The following is a 21,974-nucleotide window of genomic DNA, read 5'->3' on the forward strand; positions in this document are numbered from 1 at the left end:
TGCCCCACAAAGCAGGTGAATTCCAGACAAACGCCCCGCCGCATCTGCCGCGGGGCGTTTTTTTTGCCGCGACGGGCGGGCATACTAGGCCGGTCTCCATCCCTGGTACGCCCAACCCCATGCTCCGCGCCCTTTTATTACTCGCCCTGTCATGCCTGCTCGCCCCGGCCTTCGCCGCCGACGATCGCGCACAGACCCAGCAGCAGCTGGACGCCACCCGCCAGGACATCGCCGAGCTGAAAAAGATGCTGGGCAAGCTCCAGGACGAAAAGTCCGGCGTGCAAAAAGACCTCAAGAGCACCGAGACTGACATCGGCAACCTCGAAAAACAGGTGGAGGCGTTGCAGCAAGAGCTAAAAAAGACCGAGGGCGAGCTGGAGCGCCTTGACCACGAGAAAAAAAAACTCCAGAGCGCCCGCGTTGAACAACAACGCCTGATCGCCATCCAGGCCCGTTCGGCCTACCAGAACAACGGTCGCGAGGAATACCTCAAGCTACTGCTCAACCAGCAGAACCCCGAGAAGTTCGCCCGTACCCTGACCTACTACGACTACCTCAGCAAGGCCCGCACCGAGCAGCTGCGCGCCTTCAACGAGACCCTGCGCCAGCTGGCCAATGTCGAGCAGGACATCAGCCGCCAGCAGCAACAGCTGCTCGCCCAGCAAGCCGACCTCGATAGCCGCCGCCAGGCCCTGGTCAGCGAGCGTGACAAGCGCCAGCAGGTACTGGCCAAGCTCAACAGCGACCTGAAAGAGCGCGACCAGAAGCTGCAGGCCCGCGAACAGGACCAGGCTGATCTGGCCAAGGTGCTGAAAACCATCGAAGAGACCCTCGCCCGCCAGGCCCGCGAAGCTGAAGAAGCCCGCCAGCGTGCGCTGCTGGCCAGGCAAGAGGAAGAAAAACGCCGCAAGCAGCAGGCCCTGACCGCCGCCCGCGACGAACAACCCGAAGAACCCCCGAAAAAGGCCCGCACCACCCTGGGCCCGGTGGTTTCCAGCGACGGCGCCAACTATGGCGGTGCATTTTCTGCAGCGCGCGGAAAACTTCCATGGCCGGTCAATGGTCGATTGCTGGCACGTTTCGGTGATGCGCGCGGCAGCGATGCCCGGGCCAAGTGGGACGGGGTGATGATCAGCGCCAGCGCAGGCACCCAGGTGCGCGCCGTACATGGCGGGCGCGTGGTGTTCGCCGACTGGTTGCGCGGCGCCGGACTTCTGGTCATTCTCGACCATGGCAACGGTTACCTGAGCCTGTACGGGCACAACCAGAGCCTGCTCAAGAGCGCCGGCGACATCGTAAAGGCCGGCGAGGCCATCTCCACCGTCGGCGACAGTGGCGGCCAGGACAACGCCGGGCTGTACTTCGCGATTCGCCAGCAAGGCCGGCCCACCGACCCTGCGCAATGGTGCCGAGGATAGTGTCCGAGACAGGACACCAGGTACCAACTACTTTTACGGCGCGGTGATATAAAGCTGCGCCGATGCTCCCCCCGGGGGGCGCCAACAGGATCAGGAGTTCGTTCGACATGCTGCACTCGCCTCGCCTCACCCAGCTGGCCCTGACCATCGCCCTGGTCATCGGCGCGCCCTTGGCCATTGCCGCCGAGCCGGCCAAGCCAGCCGTCGCCGCCAAGCCGGCCGCGGTACCGGCCACCGAGGTGACCGCCAAGGCACCGCTGCCGCTGGAAGAGCTGCGCACCTTCGCCGAGGTGATGGACCGCATCAAGGCCGCGTACGTGGAGCCTGTGGACGACAAGACCCTGCTGGAGAACGCCATCAAGGGCATGCTCAGCAACCTTGACCCGCACTCCGCCTACCTTGGCCCGGAAGACTTCCAGGAGCTGCAGGAAAGCACCAGCGGCGAGTTCGGCGGCCTCGGCATCGAAGTGGGCCAGGAAGACGGCTTCATCAAGGTGGTCTCGCCCATCGATGACACCCCGGCCTCCCGCGCCGGCGTTCAGGCCGGTGACCTGATCGTCAAGATCAACGGTGCCCCGACCCGCGGCCAGACCATGACCGAGGCGGTCGACAAGATGCGCGGCAAGGTTGGCGACAAGATCACCCTCACCCTGGTGCGCGACGGCGGCACGCCATTCGACGTGACCCTCACCCGCGCGGTGATCCAGGTCAAGAGCGTGAAGAGCCAGCTGCTGGAGAACGACTACGGCTACATCCGCATCACCCAGTTCCAGGTCAAGACCGGCGACGAGGTGGGCAAGGCCCTGGCCAAGCTGCGCAAGGACAACGGCAAGAAGCTGCGTGGCGTGGTGCTGGACTTGCGCAACAACCCAGGCGGCGTGCTGCAGTCGGCCGTGGAAGTGGCCGACCACTTCCTCACCAAAGGCCTGATCGTCTACACCAAGGGCCGTATCGCCAACTCCGAGCTGCGCTTCTCGGCCGACCCTGCCGACGCCAGCGAAGGCGTACCGCTGGTGGTGCTGATCAACGGCGGCAGCGCCTCGGCCTCGGAAATCGTCGCCGGCGCCTTGCAAGACCAGAAACGCGCTGTGCTGATGGGCACCGACAGCTTCGGCAAGGGCTCGGTGCAAACCGTGCTGCCGCTGGCCAACGACCGTGCGCTCAAGCTCACCACCGCGCTGTACTTCACCCCCAACGGCCGCTCGATCCAGGCCCAGGGCATCGTCCCGGACATCGAAGTACGCCCGGCCAAGCTCACCGCCGAGGCCGACAACGACACCTTCAAAGAAGCCGACCTGCAAGGCCACCTGGGCAACGGCAACGGCGGCGCCGACCGCCCCACCGGCAGCAGCAAGCGCAAGGAACGCCCGCAGGACAACGACTTCCAGCTGAGCCAGGCGCTGAGCCTGCTCAAGGGCCTGAACATCACCAAGGGCGATTGACCTGCGGCCATGCGTTATCTGTTGTTCCTGCTGTGCTGCCTGTTGGCCGGCGCCCTGCAAGCGGCGCCGGCCAACAAGGCCTACCTGAGCCTCATCATCGACGACCTGGGGCAAAGCCCCGAACGCGACAGCCGCACCCTCGCGCTGCCCGGGCCGGTCACCCTGGCGATCATGCCCGACACGCCCCACGCCACCGACTTCGCCCGCCAGGCCCACAAGGCCGGCAAGACGGTGATCCTGCACATGCCCATGGACCCAGCCACCGGGCCCTACGCCTGGCACCCCGGCATCCCCATCGAAGAACTGGCCCGGCGCCTGAACGCCGCGCTGGCCAAGGTGCCTTACGCCGCCGGCATCAACAACCACATGGGCAGCCGCATGACCTCCCAGCCCGAGCCCATGGCCTGGCTGATGGGCGAGTTGCAGCGCCGCCACCTGTTCTTCGTCGACAGCCGCACCAGCGCTGCCACCGTGGCGGCGGCCAAAGCCCAGGACATCGGCTTGGCTCATGTCTCGCGGGACGTGTTCCTGGACGATGTTCGCACCCCTGAAGCCATTACCGCGCAGTTGCAGCAGGGCATCGCCCTGGCGCGCAAGCAGGGCTCGGCGGTGCTGATCGGCCACCCCTACCCGCAAACGCTGGAAGTGCTGGAGCGCGAGTTGCCCCGGCTGAAAAGCCAGGGTATCGAGTGGATACCGATCCGCCAGATGATCGCCCAGCGTGGTAACCAGGCCATGCCCGCCCATGGCAGCCATGGCCGCTACCGCTGAAAACCTTCGGCCAAAGGCATGACAGCCACCCTCTGGCATGCCGCAAGCGGCCGCGGCAGGGCTCACGGGCAGGCCTGGCGCCGCACGCAGCCCCGACAAAGGCCCGATTCGGCTGAACCGGGCCTTTTCTTGCCATTGCATCAAACAGCTGCATAGACGCCCCAGCCTGCTCAGGGCTGATCATCCGTGGAAGGGAATGATGCCTGCCACCTGCTGGCTGCCAAGCCGGCCACGATGCAGAATCCTGCCTTCCTCGCGCAGTTTCTCCTCATCCGCCCTGCCGAACTTGCGTTCGCGCCACAACTTCAAATGCCCAACCGTAAAGTCAGCAGCATCGGCATCCTGGCTGCGCAAATGGAAATGGGCTGCCCATATCGGCCTGCCCTCCTTCGCTACGGTGCCAGCCAGCAGGTTGACCCTGTACTCGTCGAATACTCCGCCCCCACTGGTCACCTCGCGGCGCACGTAGGTAATCTTCAAAAGGCCCTGCTGATGCAGGTACGCGAGCGCCGCTGCGCCGGGCCTTTCGGTTTTTCCGTGCAATTGCGTCAACCACTGTGTCTTGTTCGCCTGGCACGCGTCGACGGCCGTAGCCAGTGCCTGGCGCAAGGTATCGTTGCCCTGGATGGCATCGCGGGCCTGTTCAAGGCGCAAGATATAGCGGTCAACTTCGCCAGTCAGGTCAAGGTGGTCCAGATCGTTACGCAGGTACTCCTGGGCAAGGTCGTGCAACGCGACTCCCTCATCCAGCACCGCCCGGGCGTGCAATTCGATTTCGGAAGACGTGGCCGGCAAGGGCTCGAGCGCATCGTCCTCCGGCAACACTTCCTGCCAGTCGTCGTCGATTTTGCGGAAGCGGTGAATCAGCGTATCGTCTGCATCGGTCACCACCAGTTGCAACCCGTCCTCGTCCATCTGTTCGGTCGCAATCACCAACCGCCCATCGGCCGTACGCACGGCCTTGCGTACGTCCTCGCTGAGCCAGTAAGCCGAGCGTTTGCCGGCCTCCTGCAACAGCAACTCATTCACCGATACCTTCAGCGCACCCAGATACTTCTGATACTCCTTCAACCTCATGGCGTTCACCAGCGCCCCGCCCTGCTCCAATTGCCTGGACGCCCGGTAAATGGCCATCGAATACTGGTGCCAGGCCTCCTGCAGTACCTCGGCGCGGTCCTCGGGGCTCAGCTCGCTGGTCAGCACATCAGCGTGCGCTGCAGCTGCTGCGCGCAGGCGCTTGCCCGACAATTGGTTGATCGCCTTGTGCCAGCGCGACAGGCCCCTGGCCTTCAAGGGGTTCAAGGACAATTCGGCCGAGGCGATGATGTGCTCGAAACGCAAATCGATGATGTTGATTTGCCTATGCCTGATGAAGGTGCCAACCGACGTCTCGTTGATCCCCTGATGAAAGACTGTCGAATCAGGTAACTGGACCAACAGAGCATCGATCACCTGCATCATTTCAAGTGCCCGTGCGAACAGCGGCATCGAATCCCCGAGCCGGCGACGGTAGTCCGCAAGCTCCTTGCCAATCTCGACCATGCGCCTGCCACTCAAGGCCCTGGCGGCGGTGTGCAACGCTTCGCGATCGCTCATCCTGAGCAGCTCATCCCGGGCATACACGGCGTCGGACAAGGTGGCGACAAGCCATTCTTCGCGTTTCGCCATTTTTGCCGGCTGCTCATTCACCGGGGTCAACTTGATCTCCTGGATCAGTTGCTCGTCCAGCTTGAGCTGGGCTTCCACACCCTGCTCCCTGACCGAAACCCCCTGCAGCCGCATTACGGCAAACTCGCTTTGCAAGACCGCTATCTGGGCATCGATGGTGGCGACCCGATCCTTGACCTGCTGTTCGGTCAGGCGATCGCCGGGGTTGTCCTGGGTCAGTTTGCGCTTGCCCAACTCACGTTCGAGTTCTGCCTGCTTGTTGCCGAGGCCGGGTGCCAACGCCAGGAAATCCTTCTGCAACTGCAGCGCCCTGTCGACATGGCCCTTGAGCTTGCGCCGCACTTTTTCCCGTGTTTTGGCGATGGAGCCGGTTTTTTGGCTTGCGCGGCCGCTACCGGCGAACAGCCCTTCCTTGACGTGCCATGCCGTATCCCGCCACAGCGCAGGCCCCATTCGGCCATCAGCGGCCACAATCCGCAGGTCGGCGCCATCACGACGCACCTGATAGAACCCACCCTCCATCACGATGTAGTTTGCCCCATTCACCACATGCACATTGCTGTTAGGGTCCAGCGTCGCGGCACTCAGTTTCACACTTGCCACGTAGTCCGCCAGGGCTTGGCGCCTGGCAATGGGCCCTGCCCCCCAAGCAGGCCTGATCTGCACCCGTTGCGCAGGCCGATGTTCCAGTTCACCGGCGAGATAAACGGCCCCCTGCTCGCCTGCAACCCATGCAGTGGCAACAGGCGCGCTCGCCAATGGCTCGCCATCAAGGCCTACCCAGGGTCCGGCCACAGCGGCATCGATTACGGCCAGGGACTGATCCAGCAGCAGCCGCCACGCCATGTCGAGGAACCGGCTCAGCGTACGCTCGCGCAACACCGCCTGGCTGACGTACGCCTGCTCATCCACCAGGCTGTTCAGCACTTTTATCGCCAACAGCGCCCGCGCCGCTGCACCGACCGGCCCAGGCAACAGGGCCGTCAGGGAGGTCATGGTGGCCACCAGTTCGGCAACCCTGGCCCAACGCTGCTCGCTGTTGGACACGGTGCTGGTGTCGGCCAGGCGAATGATCATCGAACGACGGTGCTGATAGACCCTGAAGTCGATGTCGGCCAGCCAGGGGCTGAAAGCGATCTCGACCGGCCCGATGCTCGGGATCGGCAACTGGTCGGGCGAAAGGCCCACCCCCTGGGTCAGATGTGGTTTTTCGAAGCCACCATTGTCGTAAGTGGCCCGGGCCGCGGGCGACAGGCCATCGAGGATGCGCGCCTGCAGGCTTGGCGAGCGCCTGATCGCCAGCAGTAACCCGGCCAGGTCATCCACGCAGGTGAGCGGGTCCTGTTCATAGTGCGGGCAGTACAACAACACGAATGCAGGCTCGCGAAAACGCAGCACGAACATGTAGGTCGTTTCGTCGCCCTGACGCAGGTCCCTGACCTTGAAGGCCAACGGGGCGATGTCGACATTGACCTTGAAATCCCTGCCACTGCGGCAAAACTCGGCCAGCGCCTGCCAGCGCGCCTCGTCCAGATCACCTTGAGCCAAGGCCTTCAAGCCGCACGCCAGCAATTGCTGCCGCCATTCCACGGCAAAACGGCTGCTGCGCACCGCCGCCATGCGGGGGTCGTCGAGCTTTTGCGTGACATATTCCGGATAATGGCCACCGACATCCACATCGTCCACCAAGGCTTCCAAGGTTGCCAGCGTGACCCAGCCTGGCAGTTCGCTGCCCGCTACCCGGTGGGCGACACCCAGCGCGGTTCGCCCATCGAACGCCAGATGCTTGTTCACAGCCCATTCGGTCAAGGTCGTGGTGTTGATCGGGGTGTCATCATCCTGGGGGGCGAGCAGGATCTGCAGGTCGTCGGGGGAGAAGGCCGAGCCTTCGGGGTGCAACTCCCCGGCCCGCTCGCGCAGGCGCCGCTCGGCATAGGTGCGAGGCCCCTCGATGCCTTCGAGCGAAGCCGCGCTCGAGACCTTGGCTTGCTGCAAGCCAAGGTCGATCAATACCTGCCAGGTAGCGAGGCGGCGCCTGCTGGTCCCGCCCTGCAAATAGCCTGGCAGCTCATCATCAGCATCGCCCTGCTCGGAACAATCGAGCTCAAGCATGAGCGAGCCCGGATCGGTCAGCCTGAACAGCTGCGCTTCCAGGGCTTCTACGTGCTCGAAGGCAAAGGTCTGCAAGCGGGTAAGCCTGCCAAGCAGGTATTGCAGCATCAAACCGGGCTGCTGCAAGCGTGCATCCCCTTCAAGCTGATACCGGCGCCAGCTCAAGGCGTCGAAGCGGTAGCGGCGCGCCATGTCCGCCTCGAATGCGTCGCCGAAGGCCGCGATATCGTCAAAGCCTTCGACACGCCCGTCCGGGCGACACCACAGCAGCACATGGTGGGTCTCGTCGCTGGCATGTACCAGCAGTTCCGCTTGCAGCTCCTCGAAGCTGTCACCGTCCAGGCTCATGCTGGCTTCGACGGCAAACAACTCGAACGTCCCGCTGTCGCCCAGAAGCACGTCCACCAGGCAGTCGCGCTGCCCCTCGCTCAACCGGGCGGTTTTCAGGTTGCAGGCCATGCTGATGCGCAGCATCTCGCCCAACCACTGATGCCTGCTGATTCCACCAAACGCAGCATCCGGATACGCAGATGCGCTCCAGTAACTCACCTGCGCGCGCGCGAGAAGCTCAAGGGCTTCTGACTGCAGCTGGGCGAAACTGGCGTTGAGCAGGCTCGGGTCAAGTATCACCTGCTTGATGCTATGCCCCTCCTCGACGACAAGGTCCTGAAGCAGCTTGCCATCGCGCAGGGTAGTGAACAGGTGCTCAGCGCTGAAAGTGACCGGCTGCCCTTCGACCAGCGCCTGCATGAAAACATCGAGCAGCGGTTTGACCGCGCGGAAATTGTTGTTGTCCACAGGCATCTGTACGTATATCTCACCTGCCGAGAGCAGGTGCGGAGCGTAGGTCAACACTGACGGCACATGCCGCAGAAGTAGCTTGTACAGCTCGCTATCCAGCACCTGGCGCAGGGTCGGACGGGACACGAAACAACTGGACACCGCCTGACGCAAAGTGGTCGGCGAAACAGCAGGAGGGGTGGGCATGATCGATACCTTATGGCCGTGTTTGACGCGCCAAGGTAGAAAAAGTCCGCAGCACCGCTGAGGTGCATATTGCTGGCAAGCGCCCATGAAAAAGGGCCCTGATCGATAGACCAGAGCCCTGTTTCACCGCAACGGCTGCAATCAGCTGTACACACGCCCCAGCAGCTGGCGGTGGCTTTCGAACTGATCCAGCACGTCACGCACGATCTGCTCGCGGGTGAAGCCCATCAGGTCGTATTCCTGGCTGCCGTCGTGCAGGTACACCTCGGCGCGGTAGAAGCGCTGCTGCACCTCTGGCTCGCCTTCGACCGGCGCCTCGCTCGGCGCGGCCAGGTAACCGTCCAGACTGGCTTCGTAGACGAAGGGGTTGCCCTCTTCCATCATCACCCGCAGGCCCATCATATTGCGCGACTGGCCAACACGGGTCTCGACCTCGAAGCCCAGGGTGCGCAGCTGCTCGGCGGCTTCCTTGAGTGCCGGGCTGACCTGCTTGTCCATGAAGCGCTGTACCACGGCCTGGGTCGGCTGCAGGTCCAGCTGGCTCAGGCGCTCGCTGAAGCCGCGACGGCCACGGGCAGCCAGTTCGGCGCGCTCGCTCTCGACCGCGACGTCCTGCTTCATCGCCTTCATCAGGCCGAACATGAACAGCACCAGCACCACCGAGAACGGCAGGCCGGCCAGCACCACCATGGTCTGCATGGCTTCGAAGTTACCGGCGAACAGCAGGCCGATGGTCACCAGAGTGATCACCACCGACCAGAACACCACCATCCAGTGCGGGGCGTCTTCGTCCACCTTGCCGCCTGTGCACGACAGGTTGGCCATCATCACCGCGCCTGAGTCGGCCGGGGTGAGGAACAGCACGAAGCCGACGAACACCGCCACACCGATGACGATTTTCGACGCCGGGAAGTATTCGAGTAACTGGTAGATCGACATTGACGGCTGTTCGAGCGCGGTCTTGCCCAGTTCCACGGCGCCGTGGTTCATCACCAGGTCCAGGGCGGTATTGCCGAAGATCGACAGCCAGGCCAGGGTGAAGCCCAGCGGGATCAGCAGCACGCCGCTGACCAGCTGGCGCACGGTACGGCCCTTGGAGATACGGGCAATGAACATACCCACGAACGGGCCCCAGGAGATCCACCAGGCCCAGTAGAACACGGTCCACAGGCCCAGCCAGCGCTCGGACTTGTCGCCTGCGCCTTCGTACACGTACAGGTCGAAGGTCTTGAGCACGAAGCCGTTCAAGTAGTCGCCGACGTTCTGCACGAAGCCATTGAACAGGTGCAGGGTGTTGCCGGCCAGCAGCACGAAGATCAAAAGGCCGCTGAACAGCAGGATGTTCAGGTTGGACAGGCGGCGGATGCCGTTCTCCACGCCCGACACCGCAGCGACGGTGGCAACGCCGGCCATCACCAGGATCACCACCAGCAGGTTGGTCTTGCTGTGGTCCATGCCGAACAGGTATTCCAGGCCCGAGGCCACCTGCATCGAGCCGATACCCAGGTTGGTCACCAGGCCCAGCAGGGTGACGAACATGCCGAAGATATCCACCGCGTTGCCGCCGGCGCCCTTGACCCAGCGCTCACCGACCAGCGGGTACAGCGCCGAGCGCAGTGCCAGCGGCTGGTTGTGGCGGTAGGCGAAGTAGCCCACGGCCAGGCCGACCAGGGCGTAGATCGCCCAGCCGTGCAGGCCCCAGTGCAGGAAGGTCAGCTGCAGGCCCTGGCGCGCAGCTTCGAGGCTGGCCGGGGTGCCTTCAGGCGGGTTGAAGTAGTGGTCCAGCGGCTCGGAGGCACCGAAGTACAGCAGCGAGATGCCGATACCGGACGAGAACAGCATGCCGGCCCAGGCGCCGTAGCTGAAGTCGGGAGTATCGTCCTTGCCACCGAGCTTGAGCTTGCCGAAGTCGGAGAACGCCAGGTAGATGACGAACAGCAGGTAGCTGCAGATCACCAGCATGTAGTACCAGCCGAAGGTGCGGGTCAGCCACTTCTGGGCGACACCGAGCACTTCGCCGGCGGTTTCAGGTACAGCGATCAGCAGGGCAGTCAGAACGAGGATCATCATCGCCGAGGTGAAAAACACCACGCGGTTGACCCGTACCCGCTCGGCGGGGGGCTTTGTCAGGGAGGCAGAACTCATTGCACGAATGCTCCGGGGAGTGCGGCAGTGGAGGCTAATCAGTCATTTCCCGTGCAATTGGTGCAATAGCCCTACTGCTACAGGTGTTATAAAAGCACCCTGGAAACCGTGATCCCGAATCGAAACGCTGCAAAAAAGCAGACCGGTGAGCCGTGTTCGAGCTGCGCAATCCGTCAGAAGTGCGCGCATTCGCCACAGCCGCCAGGCCCTTTCCAAGGGCCGACCGCGCAGCCTGTTGCCGCGCGGCAGAATCTGCCTTTGCATCGCCCGCGCCCGTCAACGCCTTGTATTACGGGGGTTACGCGATTTCCTGGGGTGCCAATCCGTGCTTCCTTGACCGCCTGAAAAACTGTCAATGGCACAAATTGTCGCAGAGCTTATTCTTTATTGATTGAACGTTCAATCAAAACAAAATAGACTGGCCTTCGCCGAGTCAGCCGCTTGTCGTCTGCTCGCAGGCCTGAGGAGAAAGCAAGATGCCCAAGGTCGGTATGCAACCCATCCGCCGCCAGCAGTTGATCGAAGCCACCCTGCAGGCGGTCGATCAGGTGGGGCTGGGGGACGCCAGCATTGCGCTGATTGCCCGTTTGGCCGGTGTGTCGAACGGCATCATCAGTCACTACTTTCAGGACAAGAACGGCCTGATCGCAGCGACCATGAGCTACATCATGAAAATGCTCAGCGACGGCGTTGTCGCACGCCGCGCAGCACTTGAGGACGATGGCCCGCGAGCCCACCTGCAGGCGATCATCGAGGGCAACTTCGATGCCAGCCAGGTGAACGGCCCGGCAATGAAAACCTGGTTGGCCTTCTGGGCCTCCAGCATGCACCAGCCGTCTTTGCACAGGTTGCAGCGGATCAACGATCACCGCCTGTATTCCAACCTGTGCTGCCAGTTCCGCCGCGCCCTGCCGCTCTACCATGCGCGCAAGGCAGCCCGCGGCCTGGCAGCCCTGATCGACGGCCTGTGGTTGCGTGGCGCCCTGTCGGGAGATGCATTCGACACCGAACAGGCAATACGCATCGCTAACGAATACATGGATCTACAACTGGCTAAACAGCAGACCCTGGGCACACAAGACCAGGCCGCTGCCAAGCCGCGCGCAGCCACCAGCCAACCGGCGGGGGCGTGACGCGGCAGCCAACCACACACTGCACTTGCGAGGACTTTATGGCCCGTTTCGGAACGCAAAAACTCTACATTGATGGCGCTTACGTCGACGCTGGCAGCGATGCCACCTTCGAGGCCATCAACCCGGCCACCGGCGAAGTCCTCGCCCACGTACAGCGTGCCACCCAGGCCGACGTCGAAAAGGCCGTCGAAAGCGCCGAGCGCGGCCAGAAAATCTGGGCCGCCATGACCGCCATGCAGCGTTCGCGCATCCTGCGCCGCGCCGTCGACATCCTGCGTGAGCGCAACGACGAACTGGCCCAGCTGGAAACCCTGGACACCGGCAAGTCGTACTCCGAAACCCGCTACGTCGACATCGTCACCGGCGCCGACGTGCTCGAATACTACGCCGGCCTGGTACCGGCCATCGAAGGCGAGCAGATCCCGCTGCGCGAATCCTCCTTCGTCTACACCCGCCGCGAGCCGCTGGGCGTGACCGTGGGTATCGGCGCCTGGAACTACCCGATCCAGATCGCCCTGTGGAAGTCCGCCCCGGCCCTGGCCGCCGGCAACGCGATGATCTTCAAGCCTTCGGAAGTCACCTCGCTGACCACCCTGAAACTGGCCGAGATCTACACCGAAGCGGGCCTACCGAACGGCGTGTTCAACGTGTTGACCGGTAGTGGCCGCGAAGTCGGCACCTGGCTGACCGAGCACCCGCGCATCGAGAAAGTCTCGTTCACCGGCGGCACCACCACCGGCAAAAAAGTCATGGCCAGCGCCTCGAGCTCCTCGCTCAAGGAAGTCACCATGGAACTGGGCGGCAAGTCGCCACTGATCATTTGCGAAGACGCCGACCTGGACAAGGCCGCCGACATCGCCATGATGGCCAACTTCTACAGCTCCGGCCAGGTGTGCACCAACGGCACCCGCGTGTTCATCCCGGCCTCGATGAAAGCCGCCTTCGAAGCCAAGATCGCCGAGCGCGTTGCGCGCATCCGCGTCGGCAACCCGGAAGACGAGAACACCAACTTCGGCCCGCTGGTCAGCTTCCAGCACATGGAAAGCGTGCTCAGCTACATCGCCAAGGGCAAGGAAGAAGGCGCCCGCGTACTGTGCGGCGGCGAGCGTTTGACCGCCGGTGATTTCGCCAAGGGCGCCTTCGTTGCCCCGACCGTGTTCACCGACTGCTCCGACGACATGACCATCGTCAAGGAAGAGATCTTCGGCCCAGTGATGAGCATTCTGTCCTACGAGACCGAAGAAGAAGTCATCCGCCGCGCCAACGACACCGAGTACGGCCTGGCCGCCGGCGTGTGCACCAACGACATCACCCGCGCCCACCGCATCATCCACAAGCTCGAAGCCGGTATCTGCTGGATCAACGCCTGGGGCGAATCGCCAGCCGAAATGCCGGTCGGCGGCTACAAGCAGTCGGGCGTCGGCCGTGAGAACGGTGTCAGCTCGCTGGCTCAATACACTCGCATCAAGTCGGTCCAGGTCGAGCTGGGCGGCTACAACTCGGTTTTCTAAACCGCGTATAGCCCCGCCCGTGCCGCTGCGCACGGGCGTTCCCGCTCCCTGATCACCGCCAACACGAGGGTACTTGCATGTCCCAAGAATTCGATTACATCATCGTCGGTGCCGGCTCTGCCGGTAACACCCTGGCCACCCGCCTGACCGAAGACGCCAGCGTCACGGTCCTGCTGCTGGAAGCCGGTGGCCCCGACTACCGCTTCGACTTCCGCACCCAGATGCCGGCCGCCCTGGCCTTCCCGCTGCAGGGCCGGCGCTACAACTGGGCCTACGAGACCGACCCGGAGCCGCACATGGACGGCCGCCGCATGGAGTGTGGCCGCGGCAAGGGCCTGGGTGGCTCGTCGCTGATCAACGGCATGTGCTACATCCGCGGCAACGCCATGGACTTCGACGGCTGGGCTGAACTGCCAGGCCTGGAAGACTGGACCTACCTGGACTGCCTGCCGTACTTCCGCAAAGCGGAAACCCGCGACATCGGCCCCAACGACTACCACGGCGGCGAAGGCCCAGTCAGCGTTGCTACGCCAAAAGCCGGCAACAACCCGCTGTTCCACGCCATGGTCGAGGCCGGCGTGCAAGCCGGCTACCCGCGCACCGAAGACCTGAACGGCTACCAGCAGGAAGGCTTCGGCCCGATGGACCGCTCGGTGACCAAGAACGGCCGCCGCTCCAGCACCGCCCGCGGTTACCTGGACCAGGCCAAGAAGCGCCCCAACCTGACCATCGTCACCCACGCCCTGAGCGACCGCGTGCTGTTCGACGGCAAGCGCGCCGTGGGTGTGACCTACCTGGTGGGTGACAGCGAAGAGCGCGTCGAAGCCCGCGCCCGCAAGGAAGTCATCGTCAGCTCCGGCGCCATCGCATCGCCGCAACTGCTGCAGCGCTCCGGCGTCGGCCCGCGCGCCCTGCTGGAAAGCCTCGACATCCCGGTGGTCCACGACCTGCCAGGCGTCGGCGAAAACCTGCAGGACCACCTGGAACTGTACCTGCAGTACGCCTGCACCCAGCCGGTGTCGCTGTACCCGTCGCTGCTGTGGTGGAACCAGCCGGCCATCGGCGCCGAGTGGATGTTCAAAGGCACCGGTATCGGCGCCAGCAACCAGTTCGAGGCCGGCGGTTTCATCCGTACCCGCCCCGAGTTCAAGTGGCCGAACATCCAGTACCACTTCCTGCCAGTTGCGATTAACTACAACGGCTCGAACGGCGTCAAAGAACACGGCTTCCAGGCGCACATGGGCTCCATGCGCTCGCCGGCACGTGGCCGTATCCAGGCCAAGTCGAAGAACCCGCGCCAGCACCCAAGCATCCTGTTCAACTACATGGCCACCGAGCAGGACTGGCAGGAGTTCCGTGATGGCATCCGCCTGACCCGCGAAATCATGGCCCAGCCGGCGCTGGACCCGTACCGCGGCCGCGAAATCAGCCCGGGCGCCGACGTGCAAACCGACGAGCAGCTGGACAAGTTCATCCGCGAGCACGCCGAAACCGCCTTCCACCCGTCCTGCTCTTGCAAGATGGGCACCGACGACATGGCGGTAGTGGATGGCGAAGGCCGCGTGCACGGCATGCAGGGCCTGCGTGTGGTCGACGCCTCGATCATGCCGCTGATCATCACCGGCAACCTCAACGCCACCACGATCATGATCGCCGAGAAAATCTCCGACAAGATCCGTGGCCGCAAGCCTTTGCCGCGCAGCACCGCCAAGTACTACGTGGCCGGTGACGCCCCGGTGAAGGGCAAGCCGATGCGTGAAGTGAAGCAAGGCTGAAGGCCGCATCAAGTCCAATCGCCGGCAAGCCGGCTCCTACAGGGATCTCTGCAGGAGCCGGCTTGCCGGCGATGAGGCCCGGCCAGGCAACCCCCTAAAAAAGGCACCTCTCGAGGTGCCTTTTTTCATATGCAGAAACGCTTTACAGCCTGCCAATTCATCAGGTTAGAATCGATTGGCACGCGACCTGCTAGCCCGAGGCTATCAAGGTCCTTTTTCCCCGCGATGTACCGGAGTAACGCCTTTGGATGCGAGCACCATCAACAGCCTGTTCCTGATCGGCGCTCTGCTGGTCGGGGCCAGTATCCTGGTCAGCTCGCTGTCCTCGCGCCTGGGCATCCCGATTCTGGTCATCATCCTCGCCGTCGGCATGGTCGCTGGCGTCGACGGTGGCGGCATCATCTTCAACAACTACCCGACCGCCTACCTGGTGGGCAACCTGGCCCTGGCGGTAATCCTGCTGGACGGCGGCCTGCGCACCCGGGTGGCGAGTTTTCGCGTGGCGCTATGGCCGGCGCTGTCGCTGGCAACGGTCGGGGTGTTGATCACCACCGGGCTGACCGGCATGGTCGCCGCCTGGCTGTTCGACCTGAGCCTGATCCAGGGCCTTTTGATCGGCGCCATCGTTGGTTCCACCGACGCTGCGGCGGTGTTCTCGCTGCTCGGCGGCAAGGGCCTGAACGAGCGGGTCACGGCCACGCTTGAGATCGAGTCAGGCAGCAACGACCCGATGGCGGTGTTCCTCACCGTCACCCTGATCGACATGATCGCCAGCGGCCAGACCGGCCTGCACTGGAGCCTGCTCACCCACCTGCTGCGCGAGTTCGGCATCGGCAGCCTGCTGGGCCTGGGCGGCGGCTGGCTGATGTTGCAACTGGTCAATCGCATCAACCTGGCCGGTGGCCTGTACCCGATTCTGGTGGTGGCCGGGGGGCTGGCGGTGTTCTCGCTGACCAACGCCCTGCACGGCAGCGGCTTCCTCGCCGTGTACCTGTGCGGCCTGGTGCTGGGCAACAAGCCGATCCGCAGCCGCCACGGCATTTTGCACATGCTCGACGGCATGGCCTGGCTCGCGCAGATCGGCATGTTCCTGGTGCTGGGCCTGCTGGTCACCCCCCACGACCTGCTGCCCATCGCCGTGCCCGCGCTGGGCCTGGCGCTGTGGATGATCCTGGTGGCGCGGCCGCTGTCGGTGGTTGCCGCCCTGCTGCCGTTCAAGGCTTTCCATGGTCGCGAAAAAGGCTTTATCAGCTGGGTCGGGCTGCGCGGCGCGGTGCCGATCATTCTGGCGGTGTTCCCGCTGATGGCCGGCCTGCCGGACGCCCAGCTGTTCTTCAACCTGGCGTTCTTCATCGTGCTGGTGTCGCTGCTGGTGCAAGGCACGAGCCTGCCGTGGATGGCCAAGCTGCTGAAAGTCACCGTACCGCCGGACCCGGCGCCGATCTCGCGCTCGGCGCTGGAGGTGCATATCACCAGCGAGTGGGAGCTGTTCGTCTACCGCCTGGGCGCCGAAAAGTGGTGCATCGGCGCCGCCCTGCGCGAGCTGAAAATGCCCGAAGGCACGCGTATCGCCGCGCTGTTTCGTGGCGAGCAACTGCTGCACCCCTCGGGCAGCACGGTACTGGAGGTGGGCGACATGCTTTGCGTGATCGGCCACGAACACAACCTGCCGGCCCTGGGCAAGTTGTTCAGCCAGGCACCGCAACGCGGCCTGGACCTGCGCTTCTTCGGCGATTTCGTGCTCGAAGGCGATGCCGAACTGGGTGCGGTGGCGGCGCTTTACGGCCTGAAACTCGATGGCCTGGACGCGAAAATGCCGCTGGCGCAGTTCATCCGACAAAAGGTCGGAGGCGCTCCAGTAGTAGGCGACCAGATCGAATGGCACAGCACGATCTGGACCGTCGCAGTCATGGACGGGAACAAGATCCAGAAAGTGGGCGTCAGATTCCCCGAAGGAACCCGGCCAAGCCCCGGGTTGTTCCTCTAAACTCCGATTTGCCTCGTCGCACAAGAATTCTGCCTATGTCCCTGCGCGTGTATAGCCGCGCAGCCCTGCTAGGGCTGTGCCTGACCCTGTCGTTCGCCGCCGGCGCGGCGGAAGTACCCACCACCCCCGGCATCCAGACCAGCCTCGACAAGATCGCCGAGCGCAAGCTGCCCGAAGCCGAGCAGAAAGCCGTGCAGCAGGTGCTGGAACAGACCCTGGCGCTGCTGGCCAGCAAGGAGGATAGCGAGAACAAGCTCGCCGCCCTCAAGCAGCAGCTGACCGGCGCCCCCCAGCAGATCCGCGACAGCCAGCGTGAACTGATCAAGCTCAAGGGCAGCAGCAGCGCACCGGTGACCCAGCGCTACGCCAACCTCAACGTGCCGCAGCTTGAGCAGATGCTCAGCGAACGCAGCACCCAGCAGGGCGAGCTGCAGAAGGCCCTGAGCGAAGCCAACAGCCTGATCATCAACGCCCAGACCCGCCCCGAGCGCGCCCAGGCCGAAATCAGCAACAACCAGACGCGCATCCAGCAGATCAGCAACGCGCTCAAGGCCGGCAAGGACAATGGCAAGCCGCTGACCAGCGACCTGCGCAACCAGCTCAACGCCGAGCAGGCCTCGCTCAACGCCCTGACCCTGCTGCGCCGCCAGGAACTGGCCGGCAACAGCCTGCTGCAGGACCTCGGCAGCGCCCAGCACGACCTGCTGATCGAGCGCGCCGCGCGCCTGGAGCAGGAGATCCAGGACCTGCAGACGCTGATCAACAACAAGCGCCTGGCACAGTCCCAGCAAACCGTCACCCAGCAGTCGATCGAGGCGCAGAAGGCCGGCGGCAGCACCCTGCTGGCCAACGAAAGCGCGGCCAACCTCAAGCTCTCCGACTACCTGCTCAAGAGCACCGACCGGCTCAACGAGCTGACCCAGCAGAACCTGCGCGCCAAGCAGCAGCTCGACAGTCTGACCCAGGCCGACCAGGCGCTGGACGAGCAGATCAACGTGCTCAAGGGCAGCCTGCTGCTGTCCAAGATCCTCTACAAGCAGAAGCAGGCCCTGCCGCACCTCAAGCTGGACCGCGACCTGGCCGACCAGATCGCCGACATCCGCCTGTACCAGTTCGAGATCAACCAGCAGCGCGAGCAGATGAGCAGCCCGTCCAGCTACGTCGACAAGCTGCTCGCCAGCCAGCCCCAAGAGGATGCCAGCCCGGCCCTGCGCAAAGCCCTGCTGGAGGTGGCGATCACCCGCAGCGACCTGCTCGAGCGGCTCAACCGCGAACTCTCGGCGCTGCTCAACGAGTCGATCACCCTGCAGTTGAACCAGAAGCAGCTGCTGGGTACCGCGCAGAACCTGCGCACCACCCTCGAAGAGCAGATGTTCTGGATCCCCAGCAACAAGCCGCTGGACTGGGAATGGCTGCAGTACGTGCCGCAGCGCCTGGCCGACCAGGTCGCCAGCCTGCCCTGGGGCTCGGGCATAAGCGAAGTGGCCGACGGGCTGATCCAGCGCCCGCTGCTGTTCCTGCCGCTACTGCTGGTGATCGGCGCGCTGCTGTGGCGGCGCAAGGCGCTGTACCGACGCCTGGGCAAGGTCCATCAGGACATCGGCCACTTCAAACGCGACAGCCAGTGGCATACGCCCCAGGCGATCCTGGTCAACATCCTGCTGGCGATGCCCCTGGCGCTGGCCCTGGCCCTGGGCAGCTACGCCCTGCAGATCGACGCCCGCGGGCAGAACGCCAACCTGGGCGCCGCCCTGTGGCAACTGGCCCAGGCCTGGCTGGTGTTCTATACCGCGTATCGCATCCTGGCCCCGGGCGGTGTGGCCGAGATCCACTTCCGCTGGCACAAGCCGCAGGTCGAATTCCTGCGCGGCTGGGTGCGCCGCCTGGGCACCGTGGTGCTGGCCCTGGTGGGCGTGGTGGCGGTGGCCGAGCACCAGCCCTCGGCGCTGGCCGACGACGTGCTGGGCATCGGCGTGGTGCTGACCTGCTATGCGCTGATGGCCTGGCTGCTCAGCCGCCTGCTGCTGAGCAGCCCGGCGCACCGTGACACCTCGCTGTTTCGCAAGGCGGTCGGGGTGGCCTTCACCGCCCTGCCCATCGCCCTGTTCGTCGCCGTGTGCTTCGGCTACTACTACACCGCCCTGAAGCTCACCGACCGGCTCATCTACACCCTCTACCTGCTGCTGTTCTGGTTGGTGATCGAGGCCGCATTCGTGCGCGGCCTGTCGGTGGCGGCGCGGCGCCTGGCCTACCAGCGTGCGCTGAGCAAGCGCCAGGCGGCCAAGGAAGGTTTGGATGGCGAGGTGGTGATCGAGGAGCCGACGCTGGACATCGAACAGGTCAACCAGCAGTCGCTGCGCCTGATCCGCCTGGCCCTGCTCGGCGGCTTCATCGCCGGGCTGTACTGGGTGTGGGCCGACCTGATCAGCGTGTTCTCCTACCTCAACAACGTCACCCTGTACGAGTACAGCAGCGGCACCGGCGCCACCGCCAGCATGGTGCCGATCAGCCTCGGCGACCTGCTCGGCGCGCTGGTGATCGCCGGCATCACCGTGGCCCTGGCCAGCAACCTGCCGGGCCTGCTGGAGGTGCTGGTGCTGTCGCGCCTGAGCCTGGCCCAGGGCAGTGCCTACGCCATCACCACGCTGCTGTCGTACGTGATCGTCGGGGTGGGCATCGTCAGCACCCTGGCAACCCTCGGGGTGAGCTGGGACAAGCTGCAATGGCTGGTGGCGGCGCTGTCGCTGGGGCTGGGTTTCGGCATGCAGGAGATCTTCGCCAACTTCATCTCCGGCATCATGATTTTGTTCGAGCGCCCGGTGCGCATCGGCGACACTATCACCATCGGCAACCTGTCCGGCACGGTGAGCAAGATCCGCATCCGCGCCACCACCATCACCGACTTCGACCGCAAGGACATCATCGTCCCCAACAAGACCTTCATCACCGGCCAGCTGATCAACTGGTCGCTGACCGACACGGTTACCCGGGTAACGCTGAAGTTGGGCATCGACTACGGCTCGGACCTGGACCTGGTGCGTGACCTGCTGCTCAAGGGCGCCCACGACAACCCGCGGGTACTCAAGGACCCGGAGCCGATCGTGTACTTCCTCAACTTCGGCGAAAGCGCGCTGGACCACGAGTTGCGCATGCACGTGCGCGACCTGGGCGACCGCAACCCGACCCTGGACGAGGTCAACCGCTACATCGACCGCGAGTTCAAGGCCCACGGCATCAAGATCTCGGTGCGCCAGGTAGAGGTGTTCCTGATGGACACCAAAGGTGGCCGGCAGCAGTTGATTCCCATGGATGGCAAAGCGGATGGCACGCCTGGGGCCTAAGAGGGTTCGAATACTTTATTCTGTGCTCAAACCCAGCGAGGGCTGCGCCCTCGATCGCCGGCAAGCCGGCTCCTACAGGGACCGCGCCGCAATTGCGCATTGCGCTTGACCTGTGGGAGCGGGCTTGCCCGCGAAGGGTCGCAGCGCGACCCCAGTAGCCCGATACCCAGGAGCAGGCCCGTGAACGCCCTCGACCACCTCAGCTTCGACAACCGCTTCGCCCGCCTGGGCGATGCCTTTTCCACCGAGGTTCTGCCCGACCCCATCGCCGAGCCGCGCCTGGTGGTGGCGAGCGAGTCGGCCATGGCCCTGCTCGACCTCGATCCGGCCCAGGCCCATGAACCGGTGTTCGCCGAGCTTTTCAGCGGACACAAGCTGTGGGCCGAGGCCGAGCCGCGGGCGATGGTCTATTCCGGCCACCAGTTCGGCTCGTACAACCCGCGCCTGGGCGATGGCCGCGGGCTGCTGCTGGGCGAGGCGGTCAACGACGCCGGCGAGCACTGGGACCTGCACCTCAAGGGTGCCGGCCAGACCCCGTATTCGCGCATGGGCGATGGCCGCGCCGTGCTGCGCTCGTCGATCCGCGAGTTCCTCGCCAGCGAAGCGCTGCACGCCCTGGGCATTCCCAGCAGCCGCGCGCTGTGCGTGATCGGCTCGAGCACCCCGGTATGGCGCGAAACCCGCGAGAGCGCAGCCATGCTGCTGCGCCTGGCGCAGAGCCATGTGCGTTTTGGCCACTTCGAGTACTTCTACTACACCCAGCAGCCCGAACAGCAGCGCGTGCTGATCGACCATGTGCTGCGCGAGCACTACCCCGAGTGCGTCGAAGCCGAGCAGCCGTACCTGGCCATGTTCCGCAGCATCGTCGAGCGCAACGCCGAGCTGATCGCCCGCTGGCAGGCCTACGGTTTCTGCCATGGGGTGATGAACACCGACAACATGTCGATCCTCGGCATCACCTTCGACTTCGGTCCCTACGCCTTCCTCGACGACTTCGACGCCAACTTCATCTGCAACCACTCCGACGACCGTGGCCGCTACAGCTACGCCAACCAGGTGCCCATCGCCCACTGGAACCTCAGCGCCCTGGCCCAGGCCCTGACCACGGTCATCGAGGTGGAGCCGCTCAAAGAGGCACTGGGGCTGTTCTTGCCGCTGTACCAGGCCCATTACCTCGACCTGATGCGCCGCCGGCTGGGCCTGACCACCGCCGAGGACGACGACATGGCGCTGGTGGAGCGCCTGTTGCAGCGCATGCAGAGCGGCGGCGTGGACTACACGCTGTTCTTCCGCCGCCTTGGCGAGCAGCCGGTGGCCGAAGCCTTGCAGGTGGTACGTGACGACTTCATCGACCTGGCCGGGTTCGACGCCTGGGGCGCCGACTACCTGGCGCGCTGCCAGCGCGAGCCGGGCAATGCCGAGGGGCGGCGCGAGCGCATGCACGGGGTGAACCCGCTGTATGTACTGCGCAACTACCTGGCGCAGAAGGCCATCGAGGCGGCTGAGGCGGGCGATTACAGTGAGGTGCGGCGCTTGCACCAGGTGCTGAGCAAGCCGTTCGACGAGCAGGATGGCATGCAGGCGTATGCCGAACGGCCACCGGAGTGGGGCAAGCACCTGGAAATCAGCTGCTCATCCTGATTCTCAAGCCATGCACGTTCCCTGTAGGAGCCGGCTTGCCGGC

General features: G+C 64.4%; 11 protein-coding genes. 9 read left to right on the plus strand and 2 right to left on the minus strand.

Going from position 1 to position 21,974, the window contains the following annotated elements; translation table 11 throughout:
• Positions 1 to 119 precede the first annotated feature (119 nt).
• The 3 genes from KSS94_RS25150 (at position 120) to KSS94_RS25160 (ending at position 3,631) form a co-directional block, all read left to right on the plus strand.
• Positions 120 to 1,418 carry a murein hydrolase activator EnvC family protein gene (locus tag KSS94_RS25150; protein WP_217840724.1) on the plus strand — a complete coding sequence of 433 codons (1,299 nt, stop codon included), beginning with the start codon at positions 120 to 122 and terminating at the stop codon, positions 1,416 to 1,418.
• Between the two features lie 107 nt (positions 1,419 to 1,525).
• Complete coding sequence (locus KSS94_RS25155; protein ID WP_217840725.1) at positions 1,526 to 2,860, plus strand: S41 family peptidase; 1,335 nt, start codon at positions 1,526 to 1,528, stop codon at positions 2,858 to 2,860.
• Between the two features lie 9 nt (positions 2,861 to 2,869).
• Positions 2,870 to 3,631, plus strand: a complete 762-nt coding sequence (locus tag KSS94_RS25160; RefSeq protein ID WP_217840726.1) for a divergent polysaccharide deacetylase family protein — start codon at positions 2,870 to 2,872, stop codon at positions 3,629 to 3,631.
• Between the two features lie 180 nt (positions 3,632 to 3,811).
• Here KSS94_RS25160 and KSS94_RS25165 read toward each other — a convergent pair whose 3' ends face one another.
• Together KSS94_RS25165 and KSS94_RS25170 are read right to left on the minus strand one after the other, a co-directional pair.
• Entirely contained in the window at positions 3,812 to 8,398 is a 4,587-nt protein-coding gene (locus KSS94_RS25165) for a DUF6543 domain-containing protein (protein ID WP_217840727.1), read from the minus strand.
• A 141-nt stretch (positions 8,399 to 8,539) separates the two neighbouring features.
• Positions 8,540 to 10,486: a BCCT family transporter gene (locus KSS94_RS25170; RefSeq protein WP_225935918.1), complete on the minus strand. Its 1,947-nt coding sequence runs from the start codon at positions 10,484 to 10,486 to the stop codon at positions 8,540 to 8,542.
• A gap of 533 nt (positions 10,487 to 11,019) precedes the next feature.
• On the opposite strand from KSS94_RS25170, the gene betI reads away from it, so the two are divergent.
• The 6 genes from betI to selO all read left to right on the plus strand — a co-directional run bounded on the left by betI (position 11,020) and on the right by selO (position 21,931).
• Positions 11,020 to 11,676, plus strand: coding sequence for a transcriptional regulator BetI (gene betI / locus KSS94_RS25175; protein WP_217840729.1), 657 nt, complete (start codon positions 11,020 to 11,022; stop codon positions 11,674 to 11,676).
• 38 nt (positions 11,677 to 11,714) lie between these two features.
• Positions 11,715 to 13,187, plus strand: coding sequence for a betaine-aldehyde dehydrogenase (gene betB, locus KSS94_RS25180; RefSeq protein ID WP_217840730.1), 1,473 nt, complete (start codon positions 11,715 to 11,717; stop codon positions 13,185 to 13,187).
• 77 nt (positions 13,188 to 13,264) lie between these two features.
• Positions 13,265 to 14,962 carry a choline dehydrogenase gene (gene betA / locus KSS94_RS25185; RefSeq protein ID WP_217840731.1) on the plus strand — a complete coding sequence of 566 codons (1,698 nt, stop codon included), beginning with the start codon at positions 13,265 to 13,267 and terminating at the stop codon, positions 14,960 to 14,962.
• A 244-nt stretch (positions 14,963 to 15,206) separates the two neighbouring features.
• Positions 15,207 to 16,949 carry a potassium/proton antiporter gene (locus KSS94_RS25190; RefSeq protein ID WP_217840732.1) on the plus strand — a complete coding sequence of 581 codons (1,743 nt, stop codon included), beginning with the start codon at positions 15,207 to 15,209 and terminating at the stop codon, positions 16,947 to 16,949.
• Positions 16,950 to 16,984: 35 nt separating this feature from the next.
• Positions 16,985 to 20,290 carry a mechanosensitive channel MscK gene (mscK, locus tag KSS94_RS25195; RefSeq protein ID WP_217840733.1) on the plus strand — a complete coding sequence of 1,102 codons (3,306 nt, stop codon included), beginning with the start codon at positions 16,985 to 16,987 and terminating at the stop codon, positions 20,288 to 20,290.
• A 180-nt stretch (positions 20,291 to 20,470) separates the two neighbouring features.
• On the plus strand, positions 20,471 to 21,931 hold the full coding sequence (gene selO, locus KSS94_RS25200; RefSeq protein WP_217840734.1) for a protein adenylyltransferase SelO: 1,461 nt from the start codon (positions 20,471 to 20,473) through the stop codon (positions 21,929 to 21,931).
• Positions 21,932 to 21,974 lie beyond the last annotated feature (43 nt).

Origin of the sequence: Pseudomonas fakonensis, assembly GCF_019139895.1 — a bacterium.
Taxonomy (GTDB): Bacteria; Pseudomonadota; Gammaproteobacteria; order Pseudomonadales; family Pseudomonadaceae; genus Aquipseudomonas; species Aquipseudomonas fakonensis.

Excerpts from the sequence above, each read along its gene's own strand:
- KSS94_RS25150 (WP_217840724.1), top strand. The coding sequence starts at position 120 with ATGCTCCGCGCCCTTTTATTACTCGCCCTGTCATGCCTGCTCGCCCCG.
- KSS94_RS25155 (WP_217840725.1), top strand. The coding sequence starts at position 1,526 with ATGCTGCACTCGCCTCGCCTCACCCAGCTGGCCCTGACCATCGCCCTG.
- KSS94_RS25160 (WP_217840726.1), top strand. The coding sequence starts at position 2,870 with ATGCGTTATCTGTTGTTCCTGCTGTGCTGCCTGTTGGCCGGCGCCCTG.
- KSS94_RS25165 (WP_217840727.1), bottom strand. The coding sequence starts at position 8,398 with ATGCCCACCCCTCCTGCTGTTTCGCCGACCACTTTGCGTCAGGCGGTG.
- betI (WP_217840729.1), top strand. The coding sequence starts at position 11,020 with ATGCCCAAGGTCGGTATGCAACCCATCCGCCGCCAGCAGTTGATCGAA.
- betB (WP_217840730.1), top strand. The coding sequence starts at position 11,715 with ATGGCCCGTTTCGGAACGCAAAAACTCTACATTGATGGCGCTTACGTC.
- betA (WP_217840731.1), top strand. The coding sequence starts at position 13,265 with ATGTCCCAAGAATTCGATTACATCATCGTCGGTGCCGGCTCTGCCGGT.
- mscK (WP_217840733.1), top strand. The coding sequence starts at position 16,985 with ATGTCCCTGCGCGTGTATAGCCGCGCAGCCCTGCTAGGGCTGTGCCTG.